The organism is Peribacillus cavernae, assembly GCF_003989135.1.
Classification (GTDB): Bacteria; Bacillota; Bacilli; order Bacillales; family DSM-1321; genus Peribacillus; species Peribacillus cavernae.
Map to the genome: position 1 here is coordinate 243,349 of NZ_RYZZ01000006.1, position 16,599 is coordinate 259,947.

Annotated in this window: 16 protein-coding genes, 1 pseudogene and 1 other annotated feature; of the genes and pseudogenes, 15 read left to right on the forward strand and 2 right to left on the reverse strand. The window is 42.8% G+C overall.

The genetic code is table 11. The features are described from left to right. Positions 1–6 precede the first annotated feature (6 nt). The 3 genes from glgA to ELQ35_RS05730 all read left to right on the forward strand — a co-directional run bounded on the left by glgA (position 7) and on the right by ELQ35_RS05730 (position 4,183). On the forward strand, positions 7–1,443 hold the full coding sequence (glgA, locus tag ELQ35_RS05720) for a glycogen synthase GlgA (protein ID WP_126863863.1): 1,437 nt from the start codon (positions 7–9) through the stop codon (positions 1,441–1,443). Between the two features lie 72 nt (positions 1,444–1,515). Further along, positions 1,516–1,733: a binding site (T-box leader), on the forward strand. Positions 1,734–1,817: 84 nt separating this feature from the next. Continuing rightward, positions 1,818–2,915, forward strand: a complete 1,098-nt coding sequence (gene proB, locus ELQ35_RS05725; protein ID WP_126863864.1) for a glutamate 5-kinase — start codon at positions 1,818–1,820, stop codon at positions 2,913–2,915. A gap of 20 nt (positions 2,916–2,935) precedes the next feature. Further along, complete coding sequence (locus tag ELQ35_RS05730) at positions 2,936–4,183, forward strand: glutamate-5-semialdehyde dehydrogenase (protein ID WP_126863865.1); 1,248 nt, start codon at positions 2,936–2,938, stop codon at positions 4,181–4,183. 809 nt (positions 4,184–4,992) lie between these two features. Here ELQ35_RS05730 and ELQ35_RS05735 read toward each other — a convergent pair. Beyond that, positions 4,993–5,925: a VanW family protein gene (locus ELQ35_RS05735; protein WP_126863866.1), complete on the reverse strand. Its 933-nt coding sequence runs from the start codon at positions 5,923–5,925 to the stop codon at positions 4,993–4,995. A gap of 226 nt (positions 5,926–6,151) precedes the next feature. On the opposite strand from ELQ35_RS05735, the gene ELQ35_RS05740 reads away from it, so the two are divergent. From ELQ35_RS05740 to ELQ35_RS05770, 9 genes and pseudogenes are all read left to right on the forward strand, one after another. Beyond that, complete coding sequence (locus ELQ35_RS05740; RefSeq protein WP_126863867.1) at positions 6,152–7,147, forward strand: LLM class flavin-dependent oxidoreductase; 996 nt, start codon at positions 6,152–6,154, stop codon at positions 7,145–7,147. A gap of 111 nt (positions 7,148–7,258) precedes the next feature. Then, positions 7,259–8,059, forward strand: a complete 801-nt coding sequence (locus ELQ35_RS05745; protein WP_126863868.1) for a prenyltransferase/squalene oxidase repeat-containing protein — start codon at positions 7,259–7,261, stop codon at positions 8,057–8,059. A gap of 139 nt (positions 8,060–8,198) precedes the next feature. Next, the gene (locus ELQ35_RS23020; RefSeq protein WP_246025987.1) at positions 8,199–8,507 is read left to right on the forward strand and encodes a hypothetical protein; all 309 of its coding nucleotides are present in this window, start codon (positions 8,199–8,201) and stop codon (positions 8,505–8,507) included. Continuing rightward, positions 8,465–8,794: a spore germination protein gene (locus ELQ35_RS23420; protein ID WP_281278104.1), complete on the forward strand. Its 330-nt coding sequence runs from the start codon at positions 8,465–8,467 to the stop codon at positions 8,792–8,794. Before ELQ35_RS23020 ends, ELQ35_RS23420 begins: the two co-directional genes overlap by 43 nt. After that, a pseudogene (locus ELQ35_RS23425) lies at positions 8,791–8,895 on the forward strand (hypothetical protein); the annotation flags it as partial. The gene ELQ35_RS23420 and the pseudogene ELQ35_RS23425, both read left to right, overlap by 4 nt. Beyond that, positions 8,895–9,215, forward strand: coding sequence for a Ger(x)C family spore germination C-terminal domain-containing protein (locus ELQ35_RS05755; RefSeq protein WP_126863869.1), 321 nt, complete (start codon positions 8,895–8,897; stop codon positions 9,213–9,215). The pseudogene ELQ35_RS23425 and the gene ELQ35_RS05755, both read left to right, overlap by 1 nt. Positions 9,216–9,332: 117 nt before the next feature. Next, positions 9,333–10,199: a VOC family protein gene (locus tag ELQ35_RS05760; protein ID WP_126863938.1), complete on the forward strand. Its 867-nt coding sequence runs from the start codon at positions 9,333–9,335 to the stop codon at positions 10,197–10,199. A gap of 247 nt (positions 10,200–10,446) precedes the next feature. Continuing rightward, complete coding sequence (locus tag ELQ35_RS05765) at positions 10,447–10,746, forward strand: hypothetical protein (protein WP_126863870.1); 300 nt, start codon at positions 10,447–10,449, stop codon at positions 10,744–10,746. A gap of 285 nt (positions 10,747–11,031) precedes the next feature. Continuing rightward, positions 11,032–12,291 (forward strand): L-lactate MFS transporter, encoded by a 1,260-nt coding sequence (locus ELQ35_RS05770; protein ID WP_185861675.1) that lies wholly within the window; start codon positions 11,032–11,034, stop codon positions 12,289–12,291. A 75-nt stretch (positions 12,292–12,366) separates the two neighbouring features. Here ELQ35_RS05770 and ELQ35_RS05775 read toward each other — a convergent pair whose 3' ends face one another. Then, positions 12,367–12,609 carry a hypothetical protein gene (locus ELQ35_RS05775; protein WP_126863871.1) on the reverse strand — a complete coding sequence of 81 codons (243 nt, stop codon included), beginning with the start codon at positions 12,607–12,609 and terminating at the stop codon, positions 12,367–12,369. A gap of 301 nt (positions 12,610–12,910) precedes the next feature. On the opposite strand from ELQ35_RS05775, the gene fdhF reads away from it, so the two are divergent. From fdhF to ELQ35_RS05790, 3 genes are read left to right on the forward strand one after another with little or no spacing between them, the layout of a single operon-like run. Next, positions 12,911–15,892, forward strand: a complete 2,982-nt coding sequence (gene fdhF / locus ELQ35_RS05780; RefSeq protein WP_126863872.1) for a formate dehydrogenase subunit alpha — start codon at positions 12,911–12,913, stop codon at positions 15,890–15,892. After that, positions 15,867–16,367 carry a helical membrane plugin domain-containing protein gene (locus ELQ35_RS05785; RefSeq protein ID WP_126863873.1) on the forward strand — a complete coding sequence of 167 codons (501 nt, stop codon included), beginning with the start codon at positions 15,867–15,869 and terminating at the stop codon, positions 16,365–16,367. The genes fdhF and ELQ35_RS05785 overlap by 26 nt, the downstream gene beginning before the upstream one ends. Then, positions 16,364–16,597, forward strand: coding sequence for a heavy-metal-associated domain-containing protein (locus ELQ35_RS05790; protein WP_126863874.1), 234 nt, complete (start codon positions 16,364–16,366; stop codon positions 16,595–16,597). Before ELQ35_RS05785 ends, ELQ35_RS05790 begins: the two co-directional genes overlap by 4 nt. Positions 16,598–16,599: the final 2 nt, after the last annotated feature.

Below are 16,599 nucleotides of genomic sequence, written 5' to 3' on the forward strand. Positions count from 1 at the left end.
ACTGTCATGAACGTATTATTCGCTGCATCCGAGTGTGCCCCCTTTATCAAAACAGGCGGCCTTGGGGACGTGATCGGCTCCTTGCCGAAAGCATTGCAAAAACAAAATATCGAAACCAGTGTCATTCTGCCAAAATACGGAGACCTTCCAATTCATTTCAAAAAGCAGATGTCTTTCGTAGCCAGTGTCGAAGTGCCTGTTGGCTGGAGAAGGCAATATTGTGGAATTGAAAAAATGATTCATCAAGGCGTCACGATTTATTTTCTGGATAATGAGTATTATTTTAAAAGACATGGCAGCTACGGTTTTTTCGATGATGGCGAGCGATTTGCCTTTTTTTCAAGAGCTGTTTTGGAAGCTTTGCCTCATCTGGACAATAAGCCGGATATTATCCATTGCCATGACTGGCAGACTGGGCCTGTAAGTACTTTATTGAAGGCCCACTATCATAACCATCCATTTTACCAGGGAATCAAGACGGTTTTTACGATCCACAATTTACGCTATCAAGGGATTTATCCAAAAAAGGTACTAGCGGAACTATTGGATTTAAGTGAGCTTTATTTTCATATTGATGCGCTTGAATTCCATGGTGATGTAAGTTACATGAAAGCCGGACTGGCATTTTCCGATTATCTGACCACCGTGAGCCCTACCTATGCATCGGAAATCCAAATGCCCTTTTACGGGGAGAGGCTAGACGGCTTTTTGCGGAAACGCAATCAAGAACTGGTTGGCATTCTAAATGGAATTGATCATGAGGACTATAATCCGGCAGCAGATGAGACATTATACGCACCGTTTGAAGATATGAAAGGTAAGCTGAAAAACAAACGGATGCTGCAGCAATCCTTAAATCTTGAAGTAAATGAGGATATACCTGTCATTTCTTTGGTTACAAGACTGGTCGAACAAAAAGGAATCGATTTAATCCTGCATGTCTTCCATGAAATCATGAGTCTGAATGTTCAGTTGATCATTCTCGGCACAGGCGAGGAACAATATGAACGAGCCTTTAAGGAATTGGCAGCACAGTATCCCGATAGGCTTAGGTTCGAAGGTTACTTTGATGAATCGCTGGCCCGGAAGATTTATGCAGGCTCCGATATATTCCTGATGCCTTCCCAATTTGAGCCATGCGGAATAGGGCAGTTGCTTGCATTCAGATACGGAACGCTGCCGATCGTAAGAGAAACTGGGGGCTTGAAGGACTCCGTCGTTCCTTATAATGAATTTACCGATGAAGGATTTGGCTTCAGTTTCATGAATTACAATGCACACGACATGCTGTATACGATTGAAAGGGCTGTCGGGCTATTTCGGTTTCAGCCCAACAAATGGCGAAGGCTTGTCAATAGAGCAATGGGCCAGGACTTTAGCTGGAATGCTTCAGCCATCCAGTATAAAGACTTATATGAAGCCGTCACAAATGGAATAAATTAACCTTTGTTGAAGATTTCTAAATAGTTAGAATTGACATTATCCTGATTTTCTTGCATAATATAAAAAATACATCGATGAACGTTAATGGAGGATTAGTATACGGAAGCTTTATGTGTCAGAGAGCGGGGTTTATAGCTGAAAGACCTCGCCACAGCAAAGCCGTAGAACCTGTCTCCTGAGTCCCATGCAATACATGGGCGCAACCCTATGCGTTATCAGGCCAAAGCGGGATGTTCTTTTGCATCCAATGAAGGTGGTACCACGGAAACGAAGCCCTTTTCGTCCTTTTTTGTTAGGATGAAAAGGGCTTTTTTGCACTTTTTAAGCAGCAACACTTGACATAACAGCAGAGAAGTTCATGGGAGGAAGTCGGAATGGAGAAAAAACGGATTGTTGTAAAAATCGGAAGCAGTTCCTTGACCAATTTAAAAGGTGAAATCGATCAGGAAAAATTCTCTGATCACATCGAGGCGATTGCCGCCCTCAGGCAGGATGGCCATGAAGTCCTTTTGGTATCTTCCGGAGCCGTCGCGTCCGGCTTCAGGAGTCTGGGCTACCCGGCAAGGCCTGTTTCACTGAAAGGGCGGCAGGCGGCCGCGGCCATCGGCCAAAGTCTGTTAATTCAATCATATATGGATAAACTCGGTCAATTTGGAATTATTCCTGCCCAGATCCTGCTGACAAGGAATGATTTCGCCAAAAAAGAACGGTATCGAAATGCCTACGCGACGCTGAGGGAACTTCTTGAGCGTGGGATTTTGCCAATCATCAATGAAAATGATACCGTATCAGTCGCGGAATTGACCTTTGGCGATAATGACATGTTATCCGCTCTCGTCAGCGGGATGGTCCATGCCGACCAGCTAATCATCCTGACCGATATTAATGGCCTCTATGATTCCAACCCAAGAAAAAATCCTTCTGCCAAGAGAATCGATCGTTTAAACGAAATAACGGAAGAAATGCTTATTGGGGCAGAGGGTCCCGGCTCGAAGGCAGGAACAGGAGGCATGCTGTCCAAACTAATGGCTGCGAAAACATCTCTCTCCCTTGGTGTACGCATCTTCATTGGGAACGGCCAAGGAGAACGTAAATTACTCGAGATTCTTGAAGGCAAAGGCGATGGCACCTATATTGGGAAAAATGTACTTTCCCAGGTTACCAGCAGAAAGCAATGGATTGCCCACCATTCTTTGGTGATGGGCAAGATATACATTGATAAAGGAGCTGAAGAAGCACTGCTTTCCCAGGGAAGAAGTTTGCTTCCCGCTGGAATTTATAAATTCACCGGGACATTCGAAAAGGGCGATGTCGTTGAAGTCATCGGTACGGACGGCTTGATTGGTAAGGGAGAGGTGCTCTATTCCTCCGAAAACCTGAAACATATAATCGGGAAACGCAGTGATGACTTGAAGCAAGAAACGATCATGACCATTGAAGTCATACACCGTGATCAGTGGGTAAAAGCTTAGAAGAAAAAGGGGGAACTTTTGTGAGCGAGGTCACCAGAAAAGGACAGGCAGCAAAATTAGCAAGCTATTCATTGGTTGGCAAAACAACGGCTGACAAAAATAAAGCATTACGTAAGATAGCCAAGCAGTTGTTAGAAGATCAAAACCACTTAATTCAAGAAAATAAAAAGGATCTAGAACAGGGGAAACAAGCAGGGCTTTCAGATGGGATTTTAGATCGTATCCTGTTAAATGATAAGCGGATAGAGGATATGGCGGATGCAATCCAGCTGTTGGTTGACCTAGATGACCCGATCAGCGAAACGCTTGAAACGATTCGTAAAGAGAACGGATTATTGATAGAAAAGAAACGGGTACCTATCGGTGTGATCGGGATGATTTATGAAGCAAGACCAAACGTGACGATCGACGCGGCCACTCTATCGTTGAAAACAGGAAATGCTGTGATATTGAGGGGAAGTTCCTCTGCCATATATTCTAACCAGGCCCTCGTCGAAACGATTCATCGCGCTCTGGAAAATACCGCGATCCCGGTCGAAGCAGTTCAACTCATCGAGGATACAAACAGGGAAACGGCCAAGGAACTGTTCACCCTTAATCAGTATCTCGATGTTCTGATTCCGAGAGGCGGCAAAAATCTGATCGATACGGTTGTGAGGGAATCAACCGTACCTGTTCTGGAAACGGGGGCAGGCAATTGCCATATCTATATTGATGAATCAGCGGACACAAATATGGCTGAGCGTGTCGTGATCAATGGAAAAACGCAGCGCCCGAGTGTTTGCAATGCAATCGAAACGATCCTGATACACAAAAAATGGTTTGAATGTCATGGAAGAGAGCTATTAGATGTTCTTCACAAAAACCAAGTGGAAATTTACGGTGATGAAATGATATGCAATTCTTCTTCGTTAGCTAAACAAGCGACAGAAGAAGACTGGTATAGAGAATATCTGGGCCTCTCTGTCAGCATAAAAGTATCCGACAGCGTAGAGGAAGCGATTGGCCACATTAACAAATATGGAACAAAGCATTCCGAGGCGATCATCACAAACAATCAGGAAAATGCAACAATGTTCTTAACTAATGTCGATGCAGCTGCGGTCTATCATAATGCTTCAACCCGTTTTACAGATGGCTTCGAATTTGGATACGGTGCCGAAATCGGGATAAGCACACAAAAGCTTCACGCGCGGGGGCCAATGGGACTGAATGCATTAACATCGAGTAAATTTTTCATCTACGGACAGGGACAAGTCCGGGAATAGATACTTTCTTTTTATGTAGCAACCGTCCGTAGTCTTCGCTCTTAAATTTCAGAAATAGCTCTTACCATACAGTCGCTCTTAAATCTGGATAATAGCTCTTAAAATCAAATAATGGCTCATAAGCGTCAAAATGGGCTGCTAAACAAGAGAAGTGTAAGTAAATCATCAGAGATATTCCTAAATCATATGGGTATAGACGTCTACCATACAGTCTTCGCTCTTAAATTTTAGTAATAGCTCTTAAATCTGGATAATAGCTCTTAAAACCGAATAATAGCTCTTAAAATCACACAATGGCTCATAAGCGTCAGAATGGGCTGCTAAACAAGAGAAGTGTAAGTAAATCATCAAAGATATTCCTAAATCATATGGGTATAGACGTCTACCATACAGTCTTCGCTCTTAAATTTTAGTAATAGCTCTGAAATCTGGATAATAGCTCTTAAAACCGAATAATAGCTCTTAAAATCACACAATGGCTCATAAGCGTCAGAATGGGCTGCTAAACAAGAGAAGTGTAAGTAAATCATCAGAGATATTCCTAAATCATAGGGGTATAGACGTCTACCATACAGTCTTCGCTCTTAAATTTTAGTAATAGCTCTTAAATCTAGATAATAGCTCTTAAAACCAAATAATGGCTCATAAGGATCAAGATGAGCCATTATTTATCGGGATTAAAGGTGTTTCTTCCGTGATGTGGAGCCCTTTATTCATACTTGAGAAAAATAAGTGAAAGCTTTTTACCCTATTCTTTCATCCTTCAATGGTTCTGCTTTGCATTATCATGTTACTCTTTCTCATCTATTTCATTGGTTTACTTTTTGATTTCTCGGTATCACCTTCAATTCGTGCGGCAGCTTATGAGACGCACCCGGGATTACCCTTGTCTTGTATTCAAGAGTATCAGAAGAGTAAATTTTGATGATGACTCGGCCGCCTTGAGAATTCGCACGAATTAAAACCGGTTGATTGTACTTATTGACAAAGCTAAAATCAGGACCGTACCAGCTTACGGTAGCATCTCGCCCTGGTGGAACATACGAAACGCTTTTGCTATGGGAATAGCGTTGAACAATTCCCAGCCCGGCTCGGTCAACTGCGTTAAATAAGGTGGAAGATACCTGGCATATCCCGCCGCCGATCCCTTCGGCCAATTCCCCTTTTACAATAATCGGAGCCCGTAAATATCCTTTTGCAGCCGTTCTCTTTCCGACTACCTTGTTAAAGGAGAATGTCTCTCCAGGCAAGACGACATAATTATTAATGCCTTTGACCGCAAGTGAAATATTGTGGGTGCGTGTTTTGTTGTTTGCATTCAGATACGTCGTATATTCCCCGATCTTCTGTACATTAATATGTGAAAGCAGCTCACTATCTACTTTCGGATAAACGGATAGAATAGGAACCTCCATACTGGAAGAGCCTTTTCCATAAAAGTAACTATAAAACTTCTTTATAAATACTTGACGGTTCAGCTTATAGCCTGCTTGCTCTGAAATAATTTCACCATTGTCACTCATCACGGCATTTTGCGGTGGCCGATATGTTTCTTTATCCAGTTTCTCAATCAATGAATCCAAGGGAGCATGATCGACCATTTGCAGGCCCGGTACCGGTACTGAAAAATTAGCACGTTCTATGACTGCGAGAGGCTCACCCTGCCTCGATATTGTTAAATAATCCTCTTGATGAAATGATGTAACAAAGAAAACAAGCCCCATCAAACAAAGCAGCTTCATAACCATCAACCTCCCACCTTTAGTATGAATCGATTTGATGAATTCATGTAGGGATCAGATCTTTCACTTCAAAAAAACTTGCTTAAATCATGCAAGTTTTTTTACTATCCCGGGAAGTTCGATTAAAATAATTCTTTGATATCATGAGAACCTATGAATGGATTCATTTACATAAGAACATTTTGGAAGTTGAAAACCTAAACGGAAAAGAAAGAAGGAAACGATTTTGAAAATAAGTATATTAGATCAGTCGCCTATCCTATCCGGAGCGACACCTGAGCAGGCATTACAGGAGTCCTTACGCTTAGCGCAAGCAGGGGAGAAAGCGGGCTACACACGTTACTGGATTGCTGAACATCATGATCTGACAGGACTGGCCTGTCCCGCTCCTGAAGTAATGCTCGGGTATATTGGCGCAAACACAGAAAAGATTAGGATCGGCTCAGGGGCGGTATTACTGCCGCATTATAAGCCATATAAAGTAGCAGAGACATTTAACCTGCTTGCAACTTTGTTTCCGGATCGAATCGATCTCGGCATAGGCAGAGCACCAGGCGGGTCTGCGGAAGCAACCATGGCTCTTTCCGACAACTTTTTGGAGGGCATTAAAAAAATGCCCGGATCTTTTAAAGAGCTGCTGCACTTTTTACGTCAAGATTTCCCGGCTGAGCATATGTTCTCCAAAGTTTCCGCCGCACCCCGTCCTCCTGTTTCACCGGAACCGTGGCTACTTGGAACGAGTGAAAAAAGTGCAATTCTTGCAGCCGCAAATGGCGTCGCTTATGCCTTCGGAGAATTCATGAGTGATGAAGATGGCAGCAAGATTGTTGAGAAATACAGCAACGATTTCCAGCCGAGCCCAGAGTCAAAACTACCCAAAGTAATGATTTCCGTTTCGGTTATTTGTGCAGAAACAACAGAACGCGCCGAAGAACTGGCCTTAAGCAGCCAATTATGGAGAATTCAGCAGGAAAACGGCGAAGGTAACAAAGGAGTTCCTTCCCTTCAATCCGCAAAACAATATTCTTTTAGCGATAAAGAGAAAGCCATGCTAAACGATTCCAAAAAGAAGATGGTGATCGGTAATCCAGCTGAGGTAAAGCAGCGGCTATTCGAATTACAAGAGCTATATCATGCGGACGAAATGATGATACTAACGATCACTCCTACTTATCTAGACCGGATTCGCTCCTATCAATTCATTGCTGATGAAATTCTTTAAAATTGTGTTATATCTCGCCAACTGAACAATGTAATCTTGGAGCAGCGTTACTTTGATTAGTGAGGCTGGCTTTTTTCTGCTTTTCTATAAAGCGTGAACCTTTTTGAATGCATGAATTGTTTGCCGAATAAATATAACAGGGACGGCAATTTGTCGCTGACCATTGAAGCTTATTATGGGATCCTTTATTCGGGCATGAGAGACAAAAACGATGAACAAATGAGGAAAGCCCGTCAGTTTATCCTTTCAAAAGGAGGGTTGAAAAAAGCGAGCATGTATACAAAATTCATGCTCGCGATGACAGGCCAATATCGATGGCCGGCTATTTTCCCAATTCCTTTGACTGATCCATCAACTCCTGATTTAACCGGAAGAACTTTAGAGTTTTTAGGGAATTATGCCAACCTTAAGCTCCCGGACCATAAGGTAAAGCAGGCTGTTACACAACTGCTTCGCAAGCAGGAAAATAACGGCTCCTGGTATGGAAGATGGGGGATTTGCTATATCTACGGGACATGGACGGCTTTGACCGGTCTCATGGCAGCAGGCCGTTCCAATGACGATGAAGCTGTTCAAAAAGCTAAAAGATGGCTGGAAAGCATCCAAAACAAAGACGGTGGGTGGGGAGAATCCTGTTACAGTGATATCCAAAGGCAATACGTCCCGCTTGGTGAAAGCACGTTAACCCATACTGCCTGGGCCGTCGATGCTCTAATCTCTATTTCTCCTAGACCCACACCCGAAATCGAAAAAGGGATCGATTACCTGGTCAAAAACATCCGAAAGATGGACTGGACGACTTCTTATCCGGCAGGACAAGGAATGGCTGCTTTTTTCTATATCCATTACCATAGCTACCGCTATATCTTTCCATTACTAGGATTTGGCCATTATAATGCAAAATATCTCTAATCTGTGAAACAGCCTGTTTTTTTCAAGCAGGCTGTTTATTTTTCTTTATTCTGAGTAAATCAAGCGGATATGCACAGAATAAAATCAGAATTGGAATCGAACACTATTCAAACAAGATTACTTTTTGTGGGGGATGCTTATGTTTAGGAAAAGGAGATCGATAAAAGATAACCCTCACGACACGGTCCCGGCTGCTATAACAATAAATGCCCTTAGACAAATCACGGCGAACATGGAAGATGCAGAAATTATTGAACGCCAACTTCCGAACAGTGTAATGGTTACACCCATCTATATTAGAACCTTAATAGACCAGGAGCGGTTAAATGAGTCGATTATTGAGCCATTGACACGGTGCGTCTATGACACGGTGCAAAACAGCATCTTTTCCTGGAAATCACCACTTTGGATGAGGCAGAAAAGCATTTGCTCTCAGGGTGCGCTTTAATATATGACTCGTCTCAGAATATATGGGCCATCCCCCTGGAAAATCCTCTGTCTAGGTCGATTGAAAGCTCCGAAACGGAAACAGTTCTATACGGACCAAAAGATAGTTTCAGTGAACAAATCGACCAAAATATTACCATGATCCGCAGGCGACTTCCGTTAAAAGAACTGAAAACGGAGCAATTTATCGTAGGTTCCAGCACGAAAACACGTGTTGTGCTCATGTACTTTGAAGATATAGCCAACCCGGAGATTGTTTCATTGCCCGAAAGAAAATCTCTGACGTGAACTTTGATCTCATTCTCGAATCGTCCAATCTCATAGCTTTCATGGAAGACCATATACATAGCGTATTTCCCCAGTTTCAACAAACCGAGAGATCGGATCAATGTGCCTACTCTTTGGGGCTTGGCAAGCTTGTCATTTTGGTAAACAATACGCCGTTCGCGCAGCAAGACTTGATGAATACAAGGGACAAAAAAACTTAAATGATCCGAAAGAATTGAGAAAGCTAAATAATGAGATTGAAGCCTATCTGAATCAACAAACAAAGGATCTGTTTAAAAAAATGCAACAGTTGAAAGTGGACCCTCTTCAAGTTGGAACCCGCTCGCTTACCCCCTTTACGAAGCCAATGAATGATAAAGAATGGATGAGTTATTGGAGGAAAATGCTATCGTCTGAATCATGCGAAAAAGAATGGACTTGACGGAAATAACTTATAAATGTAAACTAACTTACATAAAGTAACTAAAAGTTGCGGGATATTTGATGTTGGTTTCCGCCGTGTTTCCCATACCTAAAGATGAAAAGAGGTAAATTAATGATGATTTTTCATCGGCCGCCTCATACTTATGTTGGTCAGGTCCATCTGTTAGTGGAAGATATAAAACGGTCGCTCGTATTTTATCAAGAAACGATTGGATTACAAGTACTGCAGCAATCCGAGCATAAGGTTGTATTGACTGCGGATCGAAGCACACCGCTTTTAACGATTGAACAGCCTGAAAACGCAGCTGTAAAACAGCGGAATCGAACGGGCTTATACCATTTTGCGATATTACTGCCGAACCGCTCTGATCTAGCGAAGGTATTACTTCATCTACTCCAAACCGGCTATCCTTTGCAAGGGGCCTCAGATCACCTTGTCAGTGAAGCGGTCTATTTAGCAGATCCCGATGGAAATGGAATCGAAATCTATTCGGATCGCCCATCGGAAACATGGACGTGGGACGGCCGGGAAATCGTTATGACAACAGAACCACTGGATGCCGAAAATTTGCTGTCATTAGCCAAAGGAGAAAATTGGCAAGGCCTTCCAGCCGGAACAGTAATGGGGCATATTCATTTACAAGTAGCGGATTTAGACAAAGCCGAGCAATTTTATTGCAAGGGGCTCGGCTTTGACCTTGTGAATAGTAAATATGGACAGTCTGCCCGTTTTGTTTCCTCGGGCGGCTACCACCATCATATCGGATTAAATACCTGGCATAGCGCGGGAGCATCCGCACCAACGCCAAACAGCGCTGGTCTTAAATCGTTTTCGCTGGTGCTGCCAAACGAAGAAGCAAGGAAAAAGGCAATTCATAGCCTTCACCAATTGGGTGAATCAGTAACCGAAGAAAATGGTACCGTTCTTACAAAGGACCCTTCAGGGAATCAAATTCAATTGTTGGTTTATGGCAATAGTTAATTTAGATATGAATCCACAGGATGTTAATGAACGATTTACGGTTAGCTCAGAAAATTAATAAAATGAATTCATTTTATGCATTTTAAAATAGGGCCTTGACCAAAAGGTATGGTATTGATACCTTAGGTCAAGGCCCTTTTTATCCCCTCTAATCCATGGAATGAACTACATGGTTTTTATCTGTTCGGGCATAATATGTGCGTATCTTCAATAATGATGAAACCTAATACACAAAGGGGGAACACATATGCCAGAACAAAATGAATTCACTAAATCCACTCCCAACTCTTCTATATTGGAAGCGATGGAAGAGATTTGGCGTACGACTTGTGGCACATGGCAGAACTGTAATGAAACAACGGTTCAGTCTTTTTTATCGAAATGCGAGGAGAGTAATTTTGATCCACAGTTTTGCATGACTTGGATTCAGCATCATAGTGATAAGATTCCCAACTGGTCCGCTGTTGCAGATACCACCCAAGAATGGGTGAATCAGCATACTTCCACCGGCTCTCCCATTTCAGTCTCAGAAGATAACATTCACTAGCTACAACGGGGAGCCACCTTGGCACCCCGTTGTTTTTTTTCTGTCCATCCGATTCGCAATTATTAACACCTTTCTTTAATGCAAGCGATCGAAAGAACAGGTGCTTTTGGAACTATAATAGAAAGCCGTATACGCTATTAAATGACAATAAAATAAAATTAGCACATAAAATTACAGTTAAGAAAGGTATTTGTATATTTATGTCGAATATCTGATTATTACCTTTAACTATAGGTAGAGGTAGCTTCTAGATTCTTAAAGTTGAACATGGAGGAGAGGCAAGACATGGCTAAAACGAAAAACCGCTGGCTTATTGCAGCAGCGGCAGTTGGTATTCACATCTCGATTGGTTCTGTGTATTCCTGGAGTGTGTTTACAAATCCACTAAGAGAAGAGCATGACTGGGGGTTAAGTGATATTTCATTGACGTTTAGTATTGCGATTTTATTTCTCGGGTTATCCGCTGCTTTTATGGGGCATTTTGTTGAGAAATATGGACCAAGAGCCTCAGGCATCATTTCTTCGATTTGTTTTGGGACAGGTTTACTTGGAGCCGGCTTTGCAGAAAGCATAGGATCCCTTTATCTTTTGTATTTCTTTTATGGAGCATTGGGGGGCATTGGGCTTGGAATCGGCTATATTACCCCGGTATCCTCACTCGTGAAATGGTTTCCTGACCGGCGCGGCCTTGCCACTGGCCTCGCGATTATGGGCTTTGGCTTTGCCTCCCTTATTGCAAGTCCGGTTATCGCAGCTTTAATTAACAATGTTGGAATTGATCGTACCTTTTATCTGCTGGGGGCTGTCTATTTTGTCATCATGTTTTGTTCCTCTCTTTACCTTGCACCGCCCCCTAAGGGATGGTTGCCAGCGGGGATGGAAGCAAAAAATGATACGAAAGAAAAGGTTCCCGCTGACCTTTCCCAGCTAACGGCCAATGAAGCGGTGAAAACCTTTCGTTTCTGGGCGCTCTGGGCTATGCTTTTCATTAATGTGACATGCGGAATTGCAATCATTTCAGTCGCTTCCCCGATGGCCCAGGATATTGCAGGGTTAAGCGCAGCATCCGCAGCTACAATGGTCGGGATTATGGGACTGTTCAACGGATTTGGTCGAATTGGCTGGGCTTCTATTTCCGATTACATCGGCCGTCCTAATGTTTATACTACTTTTTTTGTGTTTCAAACGATTGCGTTTCTCTTATTGCCCAACATCACAAACGCATTTTTGTTCCAGCTCATCATTTTTCTCATCTTAACCTGTTACGGGGGAGGCTTTTCTTCTATTCCTGCGTATATTGGCGATTTATTCGGGACGAAACAGCTTGGCGCCATTCACGGATATATTCTCACTGCATGGGCAGCCGCTGGGCTTGTAGGGCCGATTGTTGCTTCATGGATACGAGAAACAACGAATAGCTACTCATTGACTCTTTATATCTTTGGAGCAGCATTTATTGTCGCACTCGCTATATCGCTTTACATTCGCGTAAACATAAGAAAAATCCGTGAAGAAAACAACCAGGCCGCAAAGGTATTGAGTTAAACAAATTTGCAGCTATTGTTAACTGTAAAAAACGATTCCTCTTGTAAAGAGGAATCGTTTTTCTTATAAAGAACATTATTGTACTTTGTTTGTAGTTACCCCTGGCAATTGATACGTAGCATAATTCGGGGACTCTGTCATTGTTATTTTCGATACTCGCCCTGCATCGACTAACTCCTGTAAACCCTTTTCAATTTCTCCAGGTGACACTCCGAATATATCAGCGACCTTAACAGATGATATCGACATATTCTTCGGAGACTTTGCTGAAGACATAATCATTGTATGTATGCGCTGGAACAATTTCTCCATATCCATAATATAACCTCTTTCTTGTTCTTCTTTAGAAAACCTGCTTATTTTTTAAAATGTCAATCTCTCATTAAATAATTCTCCCCGATGAAGTAAAGATTATACGGAAATCGAAAGAGGAAACTAAACGGGCTATCATCCGCCGTACCGGATTGCTCAAACAGACATAGAGAAGGCATCCGTAATGCTATAGGAGGCAGCGTGTTTGTTTCTTTATTTTATTGGTTAGCCTATTTAAAGGACAATGGTCCGACACTAATCAAATAAGCCACATGAAATTATTAAATGATAGAAGGAGGAATAAGTGATGAGCGAAACAACGTTTTCGGTAGAAATTAACGGAAAAACCTATCCTGCCGAACCTGGTCAAACCATTTTGGATGTAGCCAAATCCCAGGATATGTTCATTCCGAGTATTTGTTATCACCCTAACCTTGGAACAATTCAAACCTGTGATACTTGCTTTGTTAATGCAGGGGGGCAAATGGTCCGTGCTTGTTCAACAAAGGTAGAACCGGGGATGTCTATTGATACTCTCTCTTCAACCGTAAAAGAAGCGCAGTACGAGGCGACGTCCCGCATTCTACAAAACCATGAATTATATTGTACAGTCTGCGATAATAACAACGGAAATTGCACGGTACATAACACAGTGGAATACATGGGGATTGAGCATCAAAAATATCCGTTCGAGGCAAAGCCTTATCCGCCTGATAATTCCCATCCTTTTTACCGTTATGAGCCGGATCAATGTATTCTGTGTGGCAGATGTGTGGAGGCATGTCAGGATTTACAGGTAAATGAAACCCTGACTATTGACTGGAATCGGGAAGTCCCTCGCGTCATCTGGGATAACGATGTGCCGATCGATCAATCATCATGCGTTTCTTGCGGACATTGTGTAAATGTTTGTCCATGCAATGCATTAATGGATAAATCAATGCTTGGAGAAGCAGGCTTTTTAACGGGGATTCCTCCAAAAATTTTAGCGCCGATGATCGATTTAACGAAAGAAGTCGAGCCGGGATATAAGGAGATTTTTACAATTTCAGAGGTAGAGGCTTCGATGAGGAAATCAAAAATAAAGCGTACCAAAACCGTGTGTACTTATTGTGGTGTCGGCTGCAGCTTTGAAGTCTGGACAAAAGACCGTGAAATTTTGAAAATCCAGCCGATGGAAGAAGCACCGGTCAATGGAATTTCCACCTGTGTAAAAGGAAAATGGGGATGGGATTTTGTTAACAGTGAAGAACGCTTGACGAAACCATTAATCCGCCAGGGTGAAGAATTTGTGGAAGCAACGTGGGAAGAAGCTCTTGATTTAATCGCTTTAAGGCTGGGTGGAATCAAAGAAGAACATGGACCGGGTTCCATTGGATACATAGCTTCCTCCAAGTGTTCAAATGAAGAGAACTTCTTATTTCAGAAGTTTGCCCGGAGCATAATGGGATCAAACCATGTTGACAATTGCTCAAGGTATTGCCAATCTCCGGCAACAGCGGGCCTTTTGAGAACAGTAGGTCTCGGTGGGGATTCCGGAACAATAAAGGATATTGCTTCAGCTGAACTTGTGATTGTTGTTGGCGCGAACCCGGCAGAATCCCATCCCGTTTTAGCCACCCGGGTAAAAAGGGCCCATAAATTACATGGACAAAAATTAGTCGTAGCAGATATCAGAGAGCATGAACTGGCTCAGCGGGCAGATGTTTTCATTCATCCAAAGCCAAGCTCTGATCTTATTTGGATAAACGCCCTTACAAAGTACATTCTTGATCAAGAGTGGGAGGATCGGCAGTTCATTGAAAGCAGAGTCAACTGTTATGATGAATTCGCAAAGAGCCTTGAAAAGTTCACACTGGAATATGCCGAAGAAAAAACAGATCTCACAAAGGCAGAGTTAATCAAGGTTGCGACGATGATTCACGAATCAAAATCAACCTGCATTTTATGGGCTATGGGTGTAACACAACATACGGGAGCAACAGATACAAGTACCGCTATATCAAATCTATTATTGATTACAGGTAACTATGGACGTACAGGTACAGGTGCCTATCCTCTAAGAGGCCATAATAATGTCCAGGGTGCCTGTGATTTTGGAACGATGCCGTCCTGGTTTCCCGGATATGAACCGGTACAGGATCCTAAAGTCCGTGAACGTTATGAAAAAGCCTGGGGAGTTTCCCTTCCAGAAGAACCCGGCTTCAACAATCATCAGATGGTCGAAGGGATTCATGATGGAAAATTAAAAGCGCTATATCTTTTTGGTGAAGAAATGGCCATAGTCGATTCTAATATGAATCATGTCCATTCTGCATTTGAGAAACTCGATTTCTTTGTTGTTCAGGATATTTTCTTTAGCAGGACGGCTCAGTTCGCTGATGTAGTCTTGCCAGCAGCCCCGAGTCTTGAAAAAGATGGAACGTTTGTAAACACGGAACGCAGGATTCAACGATTCCATAAAGTATTTGAACCGCTTGGCGATTCTAAACCAGATTGGGAGATCTTTCAAGAGTTGGCCAATCGTTTTGGTGCGAATTGGAACTATAAACACCCATCCGAAATAATGGATGAAGCCGCATCACTTGCACCCCTGTTTGCCGGGGTCAGCTATGAACGTCTGGAAGGTTGGAACAGCCTTGTATGGCCTGTTTCAGCTGACGGAAAAGATTCACCATTATTATATACGGACAAATTCGCTTTCGCGGATGGTAAAGCAAAGCTTGTGCCTGTTGACTGGACACCTCCTGTTTTCGCCGGTGAAGAGTATGACTTACATTTGAATAACGGACGCCTGCTTGAGCATTTCCATGAAGGAAATATGACGTACAAGTCGGAAGGACTTACCCATAAGGTTCCAAACCCTTGGTTAGAAGTTTCTTTACAATTGGCGAAAGAACGTAATCTTGAAGACGGGGCATTAGTTGGGCTTACTTCTCCTTATGGCCATGTTGAGGTCCGCGTTCTTGTAACAGACCGCGTTCAAGGAAATGAACTTTACCTACCAATGAATTCCAGAGATGATAACGAGGCTGTTAACATGCTGACGAGCAGCTACCACGACTTAATCACTCATACACCGAGCTACAAAGAGATGGGTGTGAAAATGGAAGTAATCGAAAGTGAAGGTGAGCGGCCACTTCCAAAAGAAAATCACCGTTTTGGAAACCGGATCCCCCAAATAAGCGTCAGGGTTGAAGAAAAATGGAAACGGGAAGATTTCACGCCGATCCAAGAGTTGTTTGAGATAAGGGGAGATGAACATGGCGAGAGCAATCAGGCAAATTAAAAAAGAAGCACCAAGACAAGATGAAGAACAGGCAAAAGCAGTAGCAGAGATCGTAAAAGAACTTGCGGAGAATCGGGAAGCAATTATGAAAACCATCGGTATCTTAAAAGGGCTTCATGATATGAAAGTTCTGGATGCAGCACATGCTCTTCTCGAACAGCGTACGGAGGTTGGGGCGATAGCTCTCCAACAATTTAACCAGCCGGGAATGCATAATATCATTAAAAATGGAATGGGGGCTGTCGGGTTTTTAGGAGCCCTTCAGCCCGACCAACTAAATACAATACTAGACGGTGTCGGGCACGGTCTCAAACGTCTTTCAAAAACAGGTGAAAAAGGCGAAAAACAAACGATTTGGAGAATGCGAAAAAGGCTGCGCAGCCCCGAAATAAGAGCAGCCATGACAACCATGGTCGATTTTATGGAAGGAATGGGCGAAGTATTTTTACAGAACGGGGAGAACAAGAAAGGATGAACAGGAATGAAGAAGCGGTTGTAGTTGTAAAAAGTATGCAAAACCAGGTTGATGCCGACAAAGTTCTTAACGTCCTGCTCGGTGTTTGGGGAATCGAAGGAGCCGAGGTAAACCTGTACAGTAATAAAGCCACGTTTACATATGATAATCGAATGGCCTCTTTACACGACTTCGAGCAAGCACTCCTTGATGCTGGGTATGATGTCACTACTGTATCTTCAGAACGATAACC

What these genes read in the sequence shown, in the direction of transcription:
- glgA (WP_126863863.1), top strand. Translation starts at nt 7, where the DNA reads ATGAACGTATTATTCGCTGCATCCGAGTGTGCCCCCTTTATCAAAACA.
- proB (WP_126863864.1), top strand. Translation starts at nt 1,818, where the DNA reads ATGGAGAAAAAACGGATTGTTGTAAAAATCGGAAGCAGTTCCTTGACC.
- ELQ35_RS05735 (WP_126863866.1), bottom strand. Translation starts at nt 5,925, where the DNA reads ATGAAGCTGCTTTGTTTGATGGGGCTTGTTTTCTTTGTTACATCATTT.
- ELQ35_RS05745 (WP_126863868.1), top strand. Translation starts at nt 7,259, where the DNA reads ATGAATTGTTTGCCGAATAAATATAACAGGGACGGCAATTTGTCGCTG.
- ELQ35_RS23020 (WP_246025987.1), top strand. Translation starts at nt 8,199, where the DNA reads ATGTTTAGGAAAAGGAGATCGATAAAAGATAACCCTCACGACACGGTC.
- ELQ35_RS05755 (WP_126863869.1), top strand. Translation starts at nt 8,895, where the DNA reads ATGTGCCTACTCTTTGGGGCTTGGCAAGCTTGTCATTTTGGTAAACAA.
- ELQ35_RS05760 (WP_126863938.1), top strand. Translation starts at nt 9,333, where the DNA reads ATGATTTTTCATCGGCCGCCTCATACTTATGTTGGTCAGGTCCATCTG.
- ELQ35_RS05765 (WP_126863870.1), top strand. Translation starts at nt 10,447, where the DNA reads ATGCCAGAACAAAATGAATTCACTAAATCCACTCCCAACTCTTCTATA.
- ELQ35_RS05770 (WP_185861675.1), top strand. Translation starts at nt 11,032, where the DNA reads ATGGCTAAAACGAAAAACCGCTGGCTTATTGCAGCAGCGGCAGTTGGT.
- ELQ35_RS05775 (WP_126863871.1), bottom strand. Translation starts at nt 12,609, where the DNA reads ATGGATATGGAGAAATTGTTCCAGCGCATACATACAATGATTATGTCT.
- fdhF (WP_126863872.1), top strand. Translation starts at nt 12,911, where the DNA reads ATGAGCGAAACAACGTTTTCGGTAGAAATTAACGGAAAAACCTATCCT.
- ELQ35_RS05785 (WP_126863873.1), top strand. Translation starts at nt 15,867, where the DNA reads ATGGCGAGAGCAATCAGGCAAATTAAAAAAGAAGCACCAAGACAAGAT.
- ELQ35_RS05790 (WP_126863874.1), top strand. Translation starts at nt 16,364, where the DNA reads ATGAACAGGAATGAAGAAGCGGTTGTAGTTGTAAAAAGTATGCAAAAC.